This is a genomic window from Microbacterium sp. AISO3 (genome assembly GCF_002204305.1).
Taxonomy (GTDB): domain Bacteria; phylum Actinomycetota; class Actinomycetes; order Actinomycetales; family Microbacteriaceae; genus Microbacterium; species Microbacterium arborescens.
Map to the genome: position 1 here is coordinate 66,732 of NZ_NHRF01000008.1, position 15,358 is coordinate 82,089.

Here is a 15,358-nt window from a genome sequence, read left to right on the forward strand (position 1 = left end):
CGCCCGCCCGACGGGTGTATCGGCACGGTGCATCGCCACCACCGTCGCCGAAAGCCCGGCAGCCGGTTAGGCTGACGCCACCTGACCACCGCTCCCGCGCGGGAGCCGTACCTCGTAGATCGGAGGTTCCCCATGTCCATCGCTCAGACGCACCCCACCCCCGGTGCCACGAAGACGATCATCGGCGAGCCCGAGGTCGTCGAGGACGGCGGCGCGGTCGACGCCCTGAGCCTCGCGCTCGCGGACGGCGTCGAGCACGACCCCGCCTGGATCGCACTGCGCGACGCCGCGACGGCGCTGCAGGAGCTGCAGGCCGCCGACGGATCCGTGCCCGATCCCGGGGATCACGACACGGCGCGGCGCCACGTCGCGGCGATCACCGCCGCGATCGGCCGGCTCGCACCGCGCTTCCCGCACGACGCGGACTACCTCGGCGCGGCGATCCGGGACTTCGAACGATGGGCGCGGCCGGATCATCCGGACGGCACGGCTTCGACGGAGGGGGCATTCGGCGTGCCCGATTTCCTCGACTCGCTCGTCGCGTTCCAGCCGCAGCTCCACCGCGTCGACGGCATCCGTCACCTCGTCGTCTTCCCGATGTACACCCAGAACGGGTCGCGCAACCGTCACGTCGAGGCGCTCCTCGTCGAGACGATCTGGCCTGAGGCGATCGGCCGCCTCGAGACGATGTATCCGAACCGGCTCTTCGTCTCGCTGCGGCTGCTCGACTTCACGTCCGGGTACGACACCGACTCGGCCGTGCTGTTCCCCGAGACCGTCGCGATGCGCGAGATCCCGCCGTTCACGTGGGGCGCGATCTTCCAGGACCGCGAGGCGGCCCGCTACCGGCGCGTCGTGCGTGCCGCCTCCGAGATCACGAAGCTCGACCTGCCCGCCGAAGCAGCGGAGATGCTCGACGACCAGGCACTCACCGAGCGGGCGTTCGTGATGTGGGACCTCATCCACGACCGCACGCACATGCGCGGGGATCTGCCGTTCGATCCGTTCATGATCAAGCAGCGGATGCCGTTCTTCCTGTACTCCCTCGAAGAGCTGCGGTGCGATCTGACGGCGTTCCGCGAGTGCGTCGCGCTCGACCGGAAACTGAGCGCGGAGGCGGATCTCGACCCGGTCGACGCCGAGCTGCTGCGTCTTTCGCGGCTCGTGCAGTACGCCGTGATCTTCGACCGGATCTTCCGGTTCGCGATCACCGGCACGCGCGTGCGCAACTACGACGGGCTCGGCGGCCAGCTGCTGTTCGCGTGGCTGCATCGCCGGGGCGTGCTGCACTGGACCGACACCGCGCTCGCCTTCGAATGGCAGGAGGTGCCGGATGCCGTGGTCGCCCTGGGAGATGCGATCGACCGCCTGTACTGGGAGTCGATCGACCGCCCGAAGACCGCGCACTGGCTCGCGGCGTACGACCTCGTGCGCTCGGTGCTCGAACCGCACCCGGCGTCGGTGTGGGCGCGAGGCCTCCCAGACGAGGTGCTCGCGGGCGCGCCGAAGGGCTACACCGATGCGGTGCTGGACGACGAGTTTCCGCTGTCGATGTTCTACGAGGCGCTCGAGAAGAAGATGCGCGACGTGATCGCCTCCACCCGCGGCATCCGCGGCTGACCGCGAACCGGACCGAGGCCGCGCCCGAGGCTGAAAGGATGAGGTCATGACCTCCCTGCACGACACCTCGGTGCGCGGCTTCGCGTCCGACAACTACTCCGGCATCCACCCGGAGGTCCTCGCGGCGATCACCGCCGCCAACGACGGCCACCAGACCGCCTACGGCTCGGACGTGTACACCGCCCGGCTGCAGGACCTCGTCGGCGAGCACTTCGGCGCGGGTGCCGAGGCCTTCCCCGTGTTCAACGGCACGGGCGCCAACGTCACGGCGCTGCAGTCGATGCTTCCGCGCTGGGGCGCGGTGATCGCCGCGTCGACCGCGCACATCAACGTCGACGAGGGCGGCGCTCCCGAGCGCGTCGGCGGGATCAAGATCCTCAACGTCCCCACCGACGACGGCAAGCTCACCCCCGAGCTCATCGACCGCGAGGCGTGGGGCTGGGGCGACGAGCACCGCGCGCAGCCGCTCGTCGTGTCGATCACCCAGTCGACCGAGCTCGGCACGCTCTACACGTCCGACGAGCTGCGGACGATCGCCGACCACGTGCACGAGCGCGGGATGCGGCTGCACATGGACGGCGCGCGCATCGCGAACGCCGCCGCGGCCCTCGGCCTGCCGCTGCGCGCCATCACGCGCGATGTCGGTGTCGACGTGCTGAGCTTCGGCGGCACGAAGAACGGCGCGATGCTCGGCGAGGCGATCGTCGTGCTCGACCCCGCGTCATCCGAGGGGCTCACCTACCTGCGCAAGCTCAACATGCAGCTGTCGTCGAAGATGCGCTTCGTCTCGGCCCAGCTCGTCGCGCTGCTCGAGAACGACCTGTGGCGCCGCAACGCCGAGCGCGCGAACGGGATGGCGCAGCGCCTGCGCTCGGCGGTCGAGGCGGGCATCGCCGACGGCTCGGTGCGGGGCGTGGAGTTCACGCAGCCGACGCAGGCCAACGGCGTCTTCGCCGTGCTGCCCGAGGGCGTCGCCGATCGGCTGCGCGAGTCGTTCCGTTTCTACGATTGGGATGAGGCCCGCCGCGAGGTGCGCTGGATGTGCTCGTTCGACACGTCGGCATCCGACGTCGACGCGTTCGTCGCCGAGCTCGCGCGCCTCACGACCGACTGACGACCTCCCGCGGCGGCGGGCATCCGCGCGACGCACGACGAGAGCCGCGGCGGAATCGATCCGACCGCGGCTCTCGGGTGCTCAGGCGGGGGTGACGCTGAAGCTCCACGTGACGCCGAACCGGTCGGTGAGCATGCCGAAGCCCGCGCTCCACGCCGAAGCGGCGAGGGGCTCGACGATGACGGCATCCGCGGCGAGCGCGTCCCACGGGCCGCGGAGCTCGTCGAGGCTCTCGGAACCGACCGAGACGAAGAACGCCTGATCGGTGATGGTGGCGTTGTCCTGACGGCGCGTCGAACCGCCGCCGGCGATCGATCCCTCGGCGCTGCCCGGGATGTCGTACGCCATCACGCGGAAGCCGGTGTTCCCGGCAACGAGTCCGAAGACGACGGCATCCGCGCCGGGGAGGTCGGCGGGCATGCCGACCTCGGCGTACGTCGTGATCGAGACGTGCCCGTCGAAGGCGGCGCCGTAGAACTCGAGTGCCTGACGGGCGTCGCCGCGGAAGTTGAGGTGGGGGGTGGTCTGGATGGTCATCGCTGCTCCTGAGGAAAGGGCCGGCCCGATCGGCTCGACGACCTCACCCTGACAGCCCTTACGGTCAGGTTCTGTCCGCAAGGGCGGATACGGTGGGGCGATGACGACGACCTCGCGGCTGCTGACCCTGCTGTCGCTCCTACAGGCGCGCCGCGACTGGCCGGGCGGAGTGCTGGCGTCGCGACTGGGTGTCAGCGATCGCACGGTGAGGCGGGACGTCGAGCGCCTCCGCGACATGGGATATCGCATCCGGGCGACGACCGGCCTCGACGGCGGCTACCGGCTCGAAGCCGGCAGCGAGCTGCCGCCGCTCCTCTTCGACGAGGATCAGACCATCGCGGCGGCCCTCGCCCTGCGAACCGCTCCCGCCCTGGGCGCGGGCATCGGAGAGGCCGCGGCACGCGCGCTCGCGACGATCCGGCAGGTCATGCCCTCCCGGCTCCGGCATCGGCTCGACGCGCTGGCCCCGACCGTCGTGGGCCGTCCGGGGGATGCCGTCGCGGCGGACGTCTCGCTCGAGGTTCTGTCGACCCTGGCGAACGCCATCCGCGACGGTGTCGCGGTGCGGTTCGACTACGGCGAGGCGCGCGATGCGGATGCCGTCGGGTCCGCGCCGCCCCGGCGCGCGGAGCCGCACCATCTCGTGGCGTCGGACGGCCGCTGGTACCTCGTGGCGTGGGACCTCGACCGCGACGACTGGCGCCTGTACCGGGTGGACCGGGTCCGTCCGCGGCTCCCGGCCGGCGCCCCCTTCACGCGGCGCGCGCTGCCCGGCGGCGACGTCGACGCGTTCGTGTCGGCACGCTTCCGCGGGTCGGATTCGACAGCGTGGCCGTGTCGCGGGTCCGTCGTGCTCGACCTGCCGGCGTCTGCTGTCGCGCCGTTCGCGGGCGATGGCACGGTCACCCCGCTCGACGACGGACGCTGCCGACTCGACGCCGGGTCATGGTCGTGGGCCGCGCTCGCGGCGGCGTTCGGACGGTTCGACGCCGAGCTCGAGGTCGTCGGTCCGCCCGAGCTCGCCGATGCGTTCGCGCTCCTCGCCGACCGCTACGCCCGCGCGGGCACCGGCTGACGAACCGCCGCCGAGGCCGCCGCTCAGGCGCCCGCGAGCCAGGCTCGGTAGGCGTCGAACGAGTACGGGCGACCGAGGAAGTCGGCGACGAGGTCGGCCGCGTCGCGGCTGCCGCCCGGCTCGAGGATGCGCTGGCGGTAGCGGGTCGCGACGGCGGGGTCCATGAGGTCGTCGCCGAACGCCGAGAGCAGGTCGCGGGCGATGACGAGGCTCCACTGATACGTGTAGTAGCAGGCGCCGTATCCGGTGAGGTGCCCGAAGCCGGCATACGTGTGTCCGTTCGGCAGCGGTTGCACCGGCGACGAGGCGCGGTACCAGCCCTCGACGGCCGCCTGCAGATCGCTCGGCCGCTCGACGTGCAGACCGTACGAGACATTGGCGTGCCCGAGCTGGCGGGTCACCTCGAGCGCTCGACCGAAGGCGTCGGCGACCCGCATCCGCTCGACCAGGTCGGCGGGGATCGGCTCGCCGTCGGCGTTGCGCGCGAACGTCGCCAGCACACCGGCATCCCAGGCCCATTCCTCGAGCAGCTGGCTCGGCGCCTCGACGAAGTCCCACTCCGTCTCGATGCCGCTGAAGTCGGCCCACACCGCGTCGGCGCCGCCGAGGATGCCGTGGACGAGGTGTCCGAACTCGTGGAAGAACGTCACGACCTGGTCGTGCTCGAGCAGTCCGCGCGAGAAGTTGCAGAGCAGCACGCCCTCCGGAAGCGAGCGTCCCGCGATGCCGGGCGCGAGGTTGAAGCACGCGGCGTGGTTGTACTTGCCCTCGCGCGGGTGGAGGTCGAGGTGGATGCGCCCCAGCCGGCGATCAGCGCGGACGACGTCGTAGCTGCGGACGTCCGCGTGCCAGGCGCCTGCCTCGACGGGCACGTACGACACGTCGAGCAGCCGCGCCGTGACGTCGAGCACGCCCGCCAGGACGTTGTCGAACGCGAAGTAGGCGCGCACCTCCTGCGCGTCGACGGCGTAGTCCTCGCGCTTGAGCGCGCTGAGGAGGTACCAGAGGTCGGCCGCGGTGACCGCGTCGGCGTCGGGCTCGTCGACACGCAGCCGCGCGAGCAGCCGGTCGTATTCCGCGGCGGCGGCCTCGCGCGTCGCCGCGTCGATGTCGTCGAGGAACGACCGGATCGCCGCGCTCGAGCCGATCATGCGCGTCTCGGTCTCGTAGTCGGCCCAGTCGCCGTAGCCCAGCAGCTCCGCGCGCTCGGCGCGCACGGCGAGCAGCTCGGCGAGGACGGGGTCGTTGTCCGGCCACGCGAGGTCGTTGTAGACCGACAGCAGCGCCGTGCGCGTCGACCGGCGCACCGCGAACTCGCGGACCGGCATGAGGTCGGTGTACTCGGTCGTGAGGGTGATGAGGCCCTCGTCGTCGGCGGGGTGGGCGTCGACGAAGTCCTGCGGCAAGCCCTCGAGCGCGTCGGCGGGGAGCTTCAGCTCGCGCCGGCCGTCGCGGATGTTGCGCGAGAACTGCAGCGAGAGCTCGGTGTCGCGCTCGGCGAGCGCGCGCAGCCGTTCGCGGGTCGCCTCGTCGCGGTCGACGCCTCCCCGGCGGAAGTCGCGCTGGATGTGGGCGAGCAGGCGGCGGGCGGCGGCATCCAGCCCGTCGGTCGCGAGCCCGTCGAAGACGGCGAAGAGCGAGGGGTCGAGCGCCCGCTGCGAGAGGAGGGCGTCGATCGCCTGCACGCGGGCCTCGGCTGCGTCGCGAACGTCGGCGTCGGGATGCGATTCGCTCAGCAGGGATGCCTCGGAGGCGGCCTCGGCGATCGCGATCGACGCCTCGTTCCACAGCTGCAGGCGCGCCAGCGGCGACAGGTCGCGCCCCGCGATCAGCTGGGCGTCGATCTCGCGGACACGGGCGATGCGGGCATCCGGGCGCTCGGCGGCGAACGCGAGCCATCCGGCGTGGTCGGCGGGGAAGACGAGGGGCTGCGGATCGGTCATGCCCCGAGCCTACGCAGGACGCGCCTCAGCGGAGCGCACCCACCGAGGCGAGCGCGAGGCGGATGAGCGTGCCGCGGCCACCCTCCATCTCGGCGGCGAGGGCGTCGGATGCCGCTTCCGCGGGGTCGAGCCACGTGACCTCGAGAGCATCCTGACGGGGCTCGCACGTGCCCGTGACCGGCACGACGAAGGCGAGCGACACGGCGTGCTGGCGGTCGTCGTGGAAGGGGCTGACCCCGGGGATCGGGAAGTACTCGGCGACCGTGAAGGGCGTCGGCGACGCGGGCAGGAGCGGGAAGGCCATGGGCCCGAGGTCGTTCTCGACGTGCCGGAACAGTGCGTCGCGGATCGTCTCGCCGTAGCGCACGCGGCCCGAGACGATCGTGCGGGTCATCTCCCCGACCGGCGTGGCACGGAGCAGGATGCCGACCTGGGTGACGGCCCCGAGCCCGTCGGTGCGCACCGGCACCGCCTCGACGTAGAGCATCGGCAGCCGGCGGCGGGCCTCGGTGAGCTCGACGTCGCTGAGCCACGCCGGGTTCGCGGCGCCGCCCCCGGGGGCTCCGCGCAGCGGATCGGCCGGGAGCGACGACTCGCCGCGCTCGTCGGGATCGGGGTCGGGGGTGCGCACGGCCATGCCTCATGTATACCAATGACCCTCGGCGGTGTCGGAAGGGGCTGGCAGGATGGTCGCATGTCGTCGGTCCCGGCTCTCGATCCCGCCGCCGTCCGCTGGTCGGCCGCTCCGGCCGAGCGCGCCGGCCGCCCGCTGCTGGTCCTGATGCACGGCTACGGCTCAGACGAGAACGATCTGTTCGCCCTCGCCCCGCACCTGCCCGCCGAATACGTCGTGGCGGCGGTGCGCGCCCCGCTCGCCCCACCTTTCCCGACGCCGGGATGGTCGTGGTACCCGATCGAGGGTCTGAACGGTCGTGATCCGCAGGCCACGACGGCCGCCGCGCGCGCCCTGACCGAGTGGATCGACGCGGAGCGCGCCGACGCGGCATCCGTCGGGCTGCTCGGCTTCTCGCAGGGCGGGGTCATGGCGATCGAGGCCCTTCGGGTGCGCCCGCACGACTACGCTTTCGCGGTGATCCTGTCGGGTTACGCCAACCCGACCGACCTCGACACCGACGCCGAGCTCGCCGCACGGCGCCCGCCCGTGTTCTGGGGTCGCGGGGCGCTCGATGACGTCATCCCGCCCGCTCTCATCGCGCACACGGCGCAGTGGCTGCCCGGCCGGGTCGACCTGAGCGGCCGCGTGTATCCCGATCTCGGGCACGCCGTCTCGGCGGAAGAGCTGCGAGATATCGCGACGTTCCTGCACAAACAGCTCCCCGCGGCGTAGACTGCCCGGGCCCCTGTCCCGAGTGTGAGGAACGGCCGTTGATCGGTTTCGACGCGACCGCGCTGTGATCCCGCGCTGATCCGTCGACCCTTCGGGCGTCCGACCTGGCCAGCGCATTCTTCGATTTCCGCGCTGGCCGCCGGACCGTTCCGCCCCGGTCGGGGTGTATTCGGTGTCGGTCGTGCCCGCGCCCGACGACATCCGAGGAGGCAGTCATGCCCCATTCCGCACCCGCGGTCGTCCTCGACCGCATCACCCTCATCCATCCCGACGGCACCCCCGCCGTCCGCGACGTCTCGGGAACCTTCGGCGCCGGACGCACCGGCCTGGTCGGTCGCAACGGCTCGGGCAAGACCACGCTGCTGCGGCTGATCGCGGGCGAGCTCGCGCCGACCTCCGGCTCGGTCGCCAGGTCCGGACGGGTCGAACTGCTGCCGCAGCGCCTGACCCTCGACGTCGGCCGGCGGGTCGCCGACGTGCTCGGGGTGGCCGCCGTCGTCGACGCCGTGCGCGCCGTCGAGTCGGGCGACGTCGATCCCCGCCACTTCGACACGATCGGCGACGACTGGGATGCCGAGGCTCGAGCCACGGCCGCGCTGGCGGCGGCCGGTCTGCCGGCGGGCGCGCTCGACAGGCGCGTGGGCGAGCTCTCCGGGGGCGAAGCCGTGCTCGCCGCGCTCGTTGGCGTACGGCTGCGCGGAGCCGAGATCACGCTGCTCGACGAACCCACGAACAACCTCGACCGCGACGCCCGCGACCGCGTCGGCGAGCTCGTGCGCGGGTGGCGGGGTGCGCTCATCGTCGTCAGCCACGACACGACGCTGCTCGAGCTCATGGACGACACCGCCGAGCTCTACGGCGGGGCCTTGGATACCTTCGGCGGGCCGTACTCCGAATGGCGGGCGTGGCGGGATGCCGAGCAGGCGGCGGCTCGTCAGGCCGAGACCACCGCAGCCGCAGCCCTCCGGCGCGAGCGGCGCGACCGGGTCGAGACCGAGACGAAGCTCGCGCGGCGGTCGGCGATGGGAGCGAAAGCGCAGCGCGAGAAGCGCGTGCCCGGGATCATCTCGGGCAACCGGGCATCGGCCGCACAGGTGTCGGCCGGTCGCGCGCGCGGCGAGGCGTCCGAACGGGAAGCAGCGGCTCATGCGGCGCTCGATGCGGCGGGGCGGCGGGTCCGCGACGACGACACCGTCCGGATCGACCTGCCGGATCCCGGCGTCGCGGCGGGCCGGCGCCTCGCGACGATCGGCGACGGCGAGCGCTCGTGGGTCGTTCAGGGGCCCGAGCGGGTGGCGCTCATCGGGCCGAACGGCGCGGGGAAGACGACGCTTCTCGAGATGCTGGTGCGGTCGGCGAGCGCTAACTCCTCAGAATCCGGCGCTGCGGCATCCGATGGCCGCTCTGCCGGCCCCGACACCTCCGATCTGAGGGGTCACGGCACGGCGGTCGCGCACACCGACCGCGTCGGCTACCTGTCGCAGCGCGTCGACGGGCTGCGGGACGACGCGACGGTGCTCGACAGTGTGCGCGAGGCGGCCCCTGGCTCAACCGACGTCGAGCTGCGGAACCGACTCGCGAGGTTCCTGCTGCGCGGCGACACCGTCCTGCGCCCGGTCGCGGCGCTGTCGGGCGGGGAGCGGTTCCGGCTGGCGCTGGCCTGCGAGCTGCTGGCCGATCCCCCGCCGCAGCTGCTGGTGCTCGACGAGCCGACGAACAACCTCGATCTCGACACGGTCGACCAGCTCGTCGAGGCCCTCGCCGCCTACCGCGGCGCCGTGCTGGTGGTCAGCCACGACGACGGTTTCCTCTCGCGCCTCGCACCCACTCTGACCCTCGAGCTGCGCGACGGCCTGCTGTCCGAGGCCGCGCCGGCTGGCCCGTGAACCGAGGTCCCAGTTGGGCCGGGAATGTCCGTCTCATCTTCGGCCCAACTGGGACCTCACGGGCAGCAGCAGGGGGTAGCGGGGCCGGGCGGGGCTGGCATGGCGGATGCCGCGGGCGCAAGGCCGCGCCGATGTCGGAGGTCCGCGCGAAGATGAAGGCATGGCCGATGTGCTCGCCCGATTCTCCGCGCCCACCGCGGACTGGTTCCGTGGCGCGTTCTCCCAGCCCACGTCGGCGCAGGCCGGTGCGTGGGAGGCCATCTCCGCCGGCAAGCACGCCCTCGTGGTCGCCCCGACCGGCTCGGGCAAGACGCTCTCGGCGTTCCTGTGGGCGATCGACCGCATCTTCCGCGACAAGGTGGCGGCTGGCCCCGTCGATGACAAACCGGCGAAGCGCAGAAAGGCGGATGCCGCGCCGGCCGACACCCGCGTCCTGTACGTCTCACCGCTGAAGGCGCTGGGCGTCGACGTCGAGCGCAACCTGCGGTCGCCCCTCGTCGGCATCGGACAGTCGGCGCGCCGCCTCGGTCAGCCCGTCCCCGACGTGACGGTCGGAGTGAGATCGGGCGACACCTCCTCAGCCGACCGGCGCGCCCTGGTCGCCCGACCACCCGACATCCTCATCACGACGCCCGAGTCGCTCTACCTGATGCTCACGTCGCAGGCATCCGAGACGCTGCGCGGCGTCCACACCGTCATCGTCGACGAGGTGCACGCGGTGGCGGCCACGAAGCGCGGTGCGCACCTTGCCGTCAGCCTCGAACGCCTCGATGCGCTGCTCGAGAAGCCGGCGCAGCGCATCGGCCTCTCGGCCACCGTGCGTCCGATCGACGAGGTGGCGCGCTTCCTCGGCGGCTCCGCTCCGGTCGAGATCGTCGCCCCGAAGGCGTCGAAGGCGTTCGATCTCAACGTGGTCGTGCCGATCCCCGACATGCTGCATCCCCCGGCCCCGCCCGGCGCCGAGGATGCGGGTGCCGCCAGCGCTCCGAGCGGCCGCGACGACGGGGACGACGACGGCGAAGACGACGATGGCGACGGGGCCTGGTACCGCGCGCCGCAGGCGACGGAGGTCACCGGGTCGGTCTGGCCTCACGTCGAGGAGGCGATCGTCGACCGCATCCTGCAGCACCGCTCGACGATCGTGTTCTCGAACTCGCGTCGCCTCGCCGAGCGCCTGACCGGACGCCTGAACGAGATCTACACCGAGCGTCTCGGGGGCGACCTTCCCGAGCCCGCCGTCCCCGCGGGCATGTGGGCCCACGGAGCGGAGGCTCCGGGCGGCGCGAAAGCGGCGTCCGGAGGGGCGAACGGGGGGGCGCAGGCCGGCGCCTCCGCCGGCGCCGAGCCGGTGCTCGCGAAGGCGCACCACGGCTCGGTGTCGAAGGAGCAGCGCGCTCAGGTCGAAGACGAGCTCAAGTCGGGCGTGCTCCGCTGTGTCGTGGCGACCTCGAGCCTCGAGCTCGGCATCGACATGGGCGCGGTCGACCTCGTCATCCAGGTCGAGGCGCCGCCGTCGGCGGCATCCGGACTCCAGCGCGTCGGACGCGCCGGCCACCAGGTCGGCGAGGTCAGCCGCGCGGCGCTGTTCCCCAAGCACCGCGGCGACGTGCTGCATACCGCCGTCGTCACCGAGCGGATGCTGGCGGGCAAGATCGAGGCGATCGCGGTTCCGCAGAACCCCCTCGACATCCTCGCTCAGCAGACGATCGCCGCGTGCGCGACCGGCACGATCGAGGTCGAGGCCTGGTTCGAGACGGTTCGGCGCAGCGCGCCCTTCCGCACGCTCCCCCGCTCGGCGTACGAAGCGACGCTCGATCTGCTCGCGGGCCGCTTCCCCTCCGACGAGTTCGCCGAGCTGCGCCCGCGGCTGGTGTGGGACCGCGATCAGGGCACGCTCACGGGGCGCCCCGGCGCGCAGCGCATCGCTGTCACGAGCGGTGGCACGATCCCCGATCGCGGGCTGTTCGGGGTCTTCGTCGCCGGCGAAAGCCGTAACGCGCGCGTCGGCGAGCTCGACGAGGAGATGGTCTACGAGTCGCGCGTCAACGACGTGTTCACTCTCGGTACGACCAGCTGGCGCATCGTCGAGATCACTCATGACCGGGTCAACGTCGTGCCCGCGTTCGGCCAACCGGGCAAGCTCCCCTTCTGGCACGGCGACGGCCTGGGGCGCCCGGCCGAACTCGGCGAGGCGCTGGGAAAGTTCAGCCGCGAGGTGTCGGCAGCCGGCCCCGAGAAGGCGTCCGAGCGGCTGCGCGAATCGGGGCTCGACGACTATGCGATCGAGAACCTGCTGGCTCACCTCGCCGAGCAGCGCGAGGCCACCGGTAGCCTGCCCACCGACCGAACGCTGACCGTCGAGCGCTCCCGCGACGAGGTCGGCGACTGGCGCGTCATCCTGCATTCCCCGCATGGCATGCACGTACACGCTCCGTGGGCGCTGGCCGTCAACGCACGCATCCGCGAGCGTCTCGGGGTCGAAGGCGCGGCCGTCGCGAGCGATGACGGCATCATCGCGCGCGTCCCCGACGCGGCTGCCGAACCGCCCGGCGCCGACCTCTTCGTCTTCGACGCCGACGAACTCGAACAGATCGTCACCGACGAGGTCGGCGGCTCCGCGCTGTTCGCCTCGCGCTTCCGGGAGTGCGCGGCCCGCGCCCTGCTGCTGCCGAGACTGAACCCGAACAAGCGCGCGCCGCTGTGGCAGCAGCGGCAGCGGTCGGCGCAGCTGCTCGAGGTCGCGCGGCGGCATCCGTCGTTCCCGATCATCCTCGAGACGCTCCGCGAAGTGCTGCAGGACGTCTACGACCTGCCGGCACTCCTCCGCATCACGCGCAGCATCGCCGACCGCCGCATCCGTCTCGTCGAGACGACCACGTCGCAGCCGTCGCCGTACGCTCGCGATCTGCTCTTCGGCTACGTCGGCGCGTTCATGTACGAGGGCGATTCGCCGCTCGCCGAACGCCGCGCCGCGGCTCTGTCCGTCGATCCCGCGCTGCTTTCGGAGCTCCTCGGCAAGGTCGAGATGCGCGAGCTGCTCGACCCCGAGGTCATCGCCCAGTTCGAGCGCGAGGCGCAGCGTCTGGCCCCCGACAGACGCGCGCGCGGGGTCGAGGGCGTCGCCGATCTGCTCCGCATCCTGGGCCCGCTCGCCGCCGACGAGGTCGCAGCACGCCTCGAAGAGTCCGCCGGCACCGGCACAGCGGAGGAGTCCGGCACAGCGGAGGACGCGCACGCCGCGCCCGCTCCTGCGGACGGGGGCTCCCCTCCCGCGCACCGCGTCGCCGAGGCCGCCGACCTGCTGCAACAGCTCGTGACCGCCCGCCGCGCGATCCCGGTCACGATCGCAGGCGTGCAGCGGACGGCGGCGATCGAGGATGCCGGACGCCTGCGCGACGCGCTGGGCGCGGCGCTCCCCGTGGGAATCCCCACCGCCTTCCTCGAGCCGGTCGTCGACCCCCTCGCCGATCTCGTCGCACGCCATGCACGAACGCATGGGCCGTTCCGCACCGCGGATGTCGCGACGCGGCTCGGCATCGGCACCGCCGTCGCGCGTCAGACGCTGCAGCGGCTCGAGTCGCAGGGGCGCATTGCGAGCGGCTACTTCCTGCCCGAGACCTCCGGCAGCGAGGCCGACGACCTCGAATGGTGCGACTCCGAGGTGCTGCGCCGGCTGCGGATGCGGTCGCTCGCGGCGATCCGGGGCAGCGTCGAGCCGGTGTCGCCCGCGGCGTTCGCGCGGTTCCTGCCCGTGTGGCAGCACGTCACCCGGCCGCTGGAGGGCGTCGACGGCGTCGCCGCCGTGATCGAGCAGCTCGCCGGTGTCCCGATTCCCGCGAGCGCGTGGGAGTCGCTCATCCTTCCCTCGCGGGTGCGTGACTACGCGCCGGGAATGCTCGACGAGCTCACCGCCACCGGCGAGGTCGTGTGGTCCGGGCACGGCACTCTGCCCGGGCGCGACGGCTGGATCGCGCTCCATCCTGCCGACATGGCTCCCCTCACGCTCGCGCTGGCCGACGCCGACTCCGAGGCCGACGAGTCGTCGACCGCAGGCGATCTCGACGTCCGTATCCTCGAGGCTCTCGCCGTCGGCGGCGGCTGGTTCGCGGGGCAGCTCGTCGCCGCGATCGGCGCCCCCAACGAGCAGAGCGTGCTCGACGCGCTCTGGCGTCTCGCGTGGGCGGGCCGGCTGACCAACGACACGTTCACGCCGGTGCGCTCCCTCCTCTCGGGCGGATCGCAGGCTCACCGCAGCGCCCGCCGCACACCGCGGTCCCGCCTGTACCGCGGCACACCTCTGGCGCGCCCCACGACGCCGGCGGCGCCGCGCCCGTCGACGCTCGGCGGGCGGTGGTCGCTCCTGCCCGCCGTCGAGCCCGATCCATCGCTCCGCGTCACGGCATCGGCGGGGCTCCTGCTCGACCGCTACGGCGTCGTCACCCGGGGCAGCGTGCAGTCCGAGGGTGTTCCCGGCGGTTTCGCGCAGGTCTATCGCGTTCTCGCGGGCTTCGAAGAGGCGGGCCACTGCCGCCGCGGCTATGTCATCGAGACCCTCGGCGCCGCGCAGTTCGCGGCATCCGTCACCGTCGACCGCCTGCGTGAGTTCGCAGCGCTCCCCGATCCGCCGCCGCGGCGCGCGGTCACACTGGCCGCGACCGACCCGGCGAATCCCTACGGTGCAGCCCTCGGCTGGCCGGCGCTCGAGGGCGTCTCGCATCGACCGGGCCGGAAGGCCGGCGGCGTCGTGGTGCTCGTCGACGGTGCGCTCGTGCTCTATCTCGAGCGCGGCGGGCGTTCGGCGCTCGCCTTCACCGACGACGAGGAGGTGCTGACCGCGGCCGCAGCCGATCTCGTGAGAACGGCTCAGGCACGGCGCCTCGACACACTCACCGTCGAGCAGGTCAACGGCGAGTTCGTCTACAACACCCCGACCGGGCGGGCGCTGCGTGCGGGCGGTTTCGTCGAGTCGTCGCGCGGCCTCACGCTGCGCCGACTGACCGCGGGCTCGCGGGCGGCGATGTCGGGAAGCGGCGAGCGTGCCTGAGGGTGACACCGTCTTCCGGGCGGCGCGGAAGCTGGGTGAGGCGCTCGTCGGTCAGGAGGTCACGCGCTTCGACGTCCGTGTTCCCGGCAGTGCGACAGCCGACCTGCGCGGCGAGACCGTCTCGTCGTCCATCGCCCGCGGCAAGCACCTGCTGCTGCGCATGGGCGCATTCAGCTTGCACTCGCACCTGAAGATGGAGGGCCGCTGGCACGTCTACCGGCACGGTGAGCGCTGGCGGGCGCCCGCCTTCCAGGCACGCGCGATCGTCGGAACGCGCGACCGGGATGCCGTCGGCTTCGAGCTCGCGATGGTCGAGGTCCTCCCGACCGCCGAGGAGGACCGACTCGTCGGCCACCTCGGGCCCGACCTGCTCGGTCCCGACTGGGACCTGGCCGAAGCGGCGCGGCGCGTGGGCACGGATGAACGCGCCGCCCACGTCGCCCTGCTCGACCAGCGGAACGTCGCCGGCTTCGGAAACGTCTACGCGAACGAGCTGCTCTTCGTGCGCGGCATCCTGCCCACAACCCCTGCCACCCAGATCGACGCGACCGCCGTGCTCGAGACCGGGTACCGGATGATCCACGCCAATCGCGATCGCGCGGCGCGCACCTTCACCGGCAACGACCGGCCCGGCCAGCGGATGTGGGTCTACGGCCGCGAGAACAAGCCGTGCCGCCGGTGCGGGACGCTGATCCGTGCCGGCGAGATCGGAGCGCTGCCCACGAGCGAGCGCAACATCTTCTGGTGCCCACGCTGCCAGACCTGACGCGCGGCCAGACCTGAGCGCACGC

10 protein-coding genes are annotated in these 15,358 nt (G+C 72.5%); 7 read left to right on the top strand and 3 right to left on the bottom strand.

The window, feature by feature from the left end:
• The first annotated feature begins 132 nt into the window (after positions 1-132).
• Both CBF90_RS12460 and CBF90_RS12465 read left to right on the top strand, forming a co-directional pair.
• On the top strand, positions 133-1,620 hold the full coding sequence (locus tag CBF90_RS12460) for a DUF6421 family protein (RefSeq protein ID WP_088380728.1): 1,488 nt from the start codon (positions 133-135) through the stop codon (positions 1,618-1,620).
• 46 nt (positions 1,621-1,666) lie between these two features.
• On the top strand, positions 1,667-2,734 hold the full coding sequence (locus CBF90_RS12465; protein ID WP_088380729.1) for a low specificity L-threonine aldolase: 1,068 nt from the start codon (positions 1,667-1,669) through the stop codon (positions 2,732-2,734).
• Positions 2,735-2,815: 81 nt separating this feature from the next.
• Here CBF90_RS12465 and CBF90_RS12470 read toward each other — a convergent pair whose 3' ends face one another.
• Complete coding sequence (locus CBF90_RS12470; RefSeq protein ID WP_023953961.1) at positions 2,816-3,271, bottom strand: VOC family protein; 456 nt, start codon at positions 3,269-3,271, stop codon at positions 2,816-2,818.
• A gap of 100 nt (positions 3,272-3,371) precedes the next feature.
• On the opposite strand from CBF90_RS12470, the gene CBF90_RS12475 reads away from it, so the two are divergent.
• Positions 3,372-4,346, top strand: coding sequence for a YafY family protein (locus CBF90_RS12475; RefSeq protein WP_088380730.1), 975 nt, complete (start codon positions 3,372-3,374; stop codon positions 4,344-4,346).
• 23 nt (positions 4,347-4,369) lie between these two features.
• Here CBF90_RS12475 and CBF90_RS12480 read toward each other — a convergent pair whose 3' ends face one another.
• On the bottom strand, positions 4,370-6,289 hold the full coding sequence (locus tag CBF90_RS12480) for a M3 family metallopeptidase (RefSeq protein ID WP_088380731.1): 1,920 nt from the start codon (positions 6,287-6,289) through the stop codon (positions 4,370-4,372).
• Positions 6,290-6,314: 25 nt separating this feature from the next.
• Positions 6,315-6,926: an NUDIX hydrolase family protein gene (locus CBF90_RS12485; protein ID WP_023953954.1), complete on the bottom strand. Its 612-nt coding sequence runs from the start codon at positions 6,924-6,926 to the stop codon at positions 6,315-6,317.
• Between the two features lie 57 nt (positions 6,927-6,983).
• Here CBF90_RS12485 and CBF90_RS12490 point away from each other — a divergent pair, with 57 nt between their 5' ends.
• From CBF90_RS12490 to CBF90_RS12505, 4 genes are all read left to right on the top strand, one after another.
• Positions 6,984-7,637, top strand: a complete 654-nt coding sequence (locus CBF90_RS12490; protein ID WP_088380732.1) for an alpha/beta hydrolase — start codon at positions 6,984-6,986, stop codon at positions 7,635-7,637.
• A 215-nt stretch (positions 7,638-7,852) separates the two neighbouring features.
• On the top strand, positions 7,853-9,523 hold the full coding sequence (locus CBF90_RS12495) for an ABC-F family ATP-binding cassette domain-containing protein (RefSeq protein WP_088380733.1): 1,671 nt from the start codon (positions 7,853-7,855) through the stop codon (positions 9,521-9,523).
• A gap of 160 nt (positions 9,524-9,683) precedes the next feature.
• Complete coding sequence (locus CBF90_RS12500) at positions 9,684-14,567, top strand: DEAD/DEAH box helicase (RefSeq protein ID WP_088380734.1); 4,884 nt, start codon at positions 9,684-9,686, stop codon at positions 14,565-14,567.
• On the top strand, positions 14,560-15,333 hold the full coding sequence (locus CBF90_RS12505; protein ID WP_088380735.1) for a DNA-formamidopyrimidine glycosylase family protein: 774 nt from the start codon (positions 14,560-14,562) through the stop codon (positions 15,331-15,333). The genes CBF90_RS12500 and CBF90_RS12505 overlap by 8 nt, the downstream gene beginning before the upstream one ends.
• The last annotated feature ends 25 nt before the right edge of the window (positions 15,334-15,358 follow it).

Bases quoted from the DNA above. Each gene is read 5' to 3' on its own strand.
- CBF90_RS12495 (WP_088380733.1), top strand. From the start codon at position 7,853: ATGCCCCATTCCGCACCCGCGGTCGTCCTCGACCGCATCACCCTCATC.
- CBF90_RS12465 (WP_088380729.1), top strand. From the start codon at position 1,667: ATGACCTCCCTGCACGACACCTCGGTGCGCGGCTTCGCGTCCGACAAC.
- CBF90_RS12480 (WP_088380731.1), bottom strand. From the start codon at position 6,289: ATGACCGATCCGCAGCCCCTCGTCTTCCCCGCCGACCACGCCGGATGG.
- CBF90_RS12500 (WP_088380734.1), top strand. From the start codon at position 9,684: ATGGCCGATGTGCTCGCCCGATTCTCCGCGCCCACCGCGGACTGGTTC.
- CBF90_RS12460 (WP_088380728.1), top strand. From the start codon at position 133: ATGTCCATCGCTCAGACGCACCCCACCCCCGGTGCCACGAAGACGATC.
- CBF90_RS12485 (WP_023953954.1), bottom strand. From the start codon at position 6,926: ATGGCCGTGCGCACCCCCGACCCCGATCCCGACGAGCGCGGCGAGTCG.
- CBF90_RS12475 (WP_088380730.1), top strand. From the start codon at position 3,372: ATGACGACGACCTCGCGGCTGCTGACCCTGCTGTCGCTCCTACAGGCG.
- CBF90_RS12470 (WP_023953961.1), bottom strand. From the start codon at position 3,271: ATGACCATCCAGACCACCCCCCACCTCAACTTCCGCGGCGACGCCCGT.
- CBF90_RS12490 (WP_088380732.1), top strand. From the start codon at position 6,984: ATGTCGTCGGTCCCGGCTCTCGATCCCGCCGCCGTCCGCTGGTCGGCC.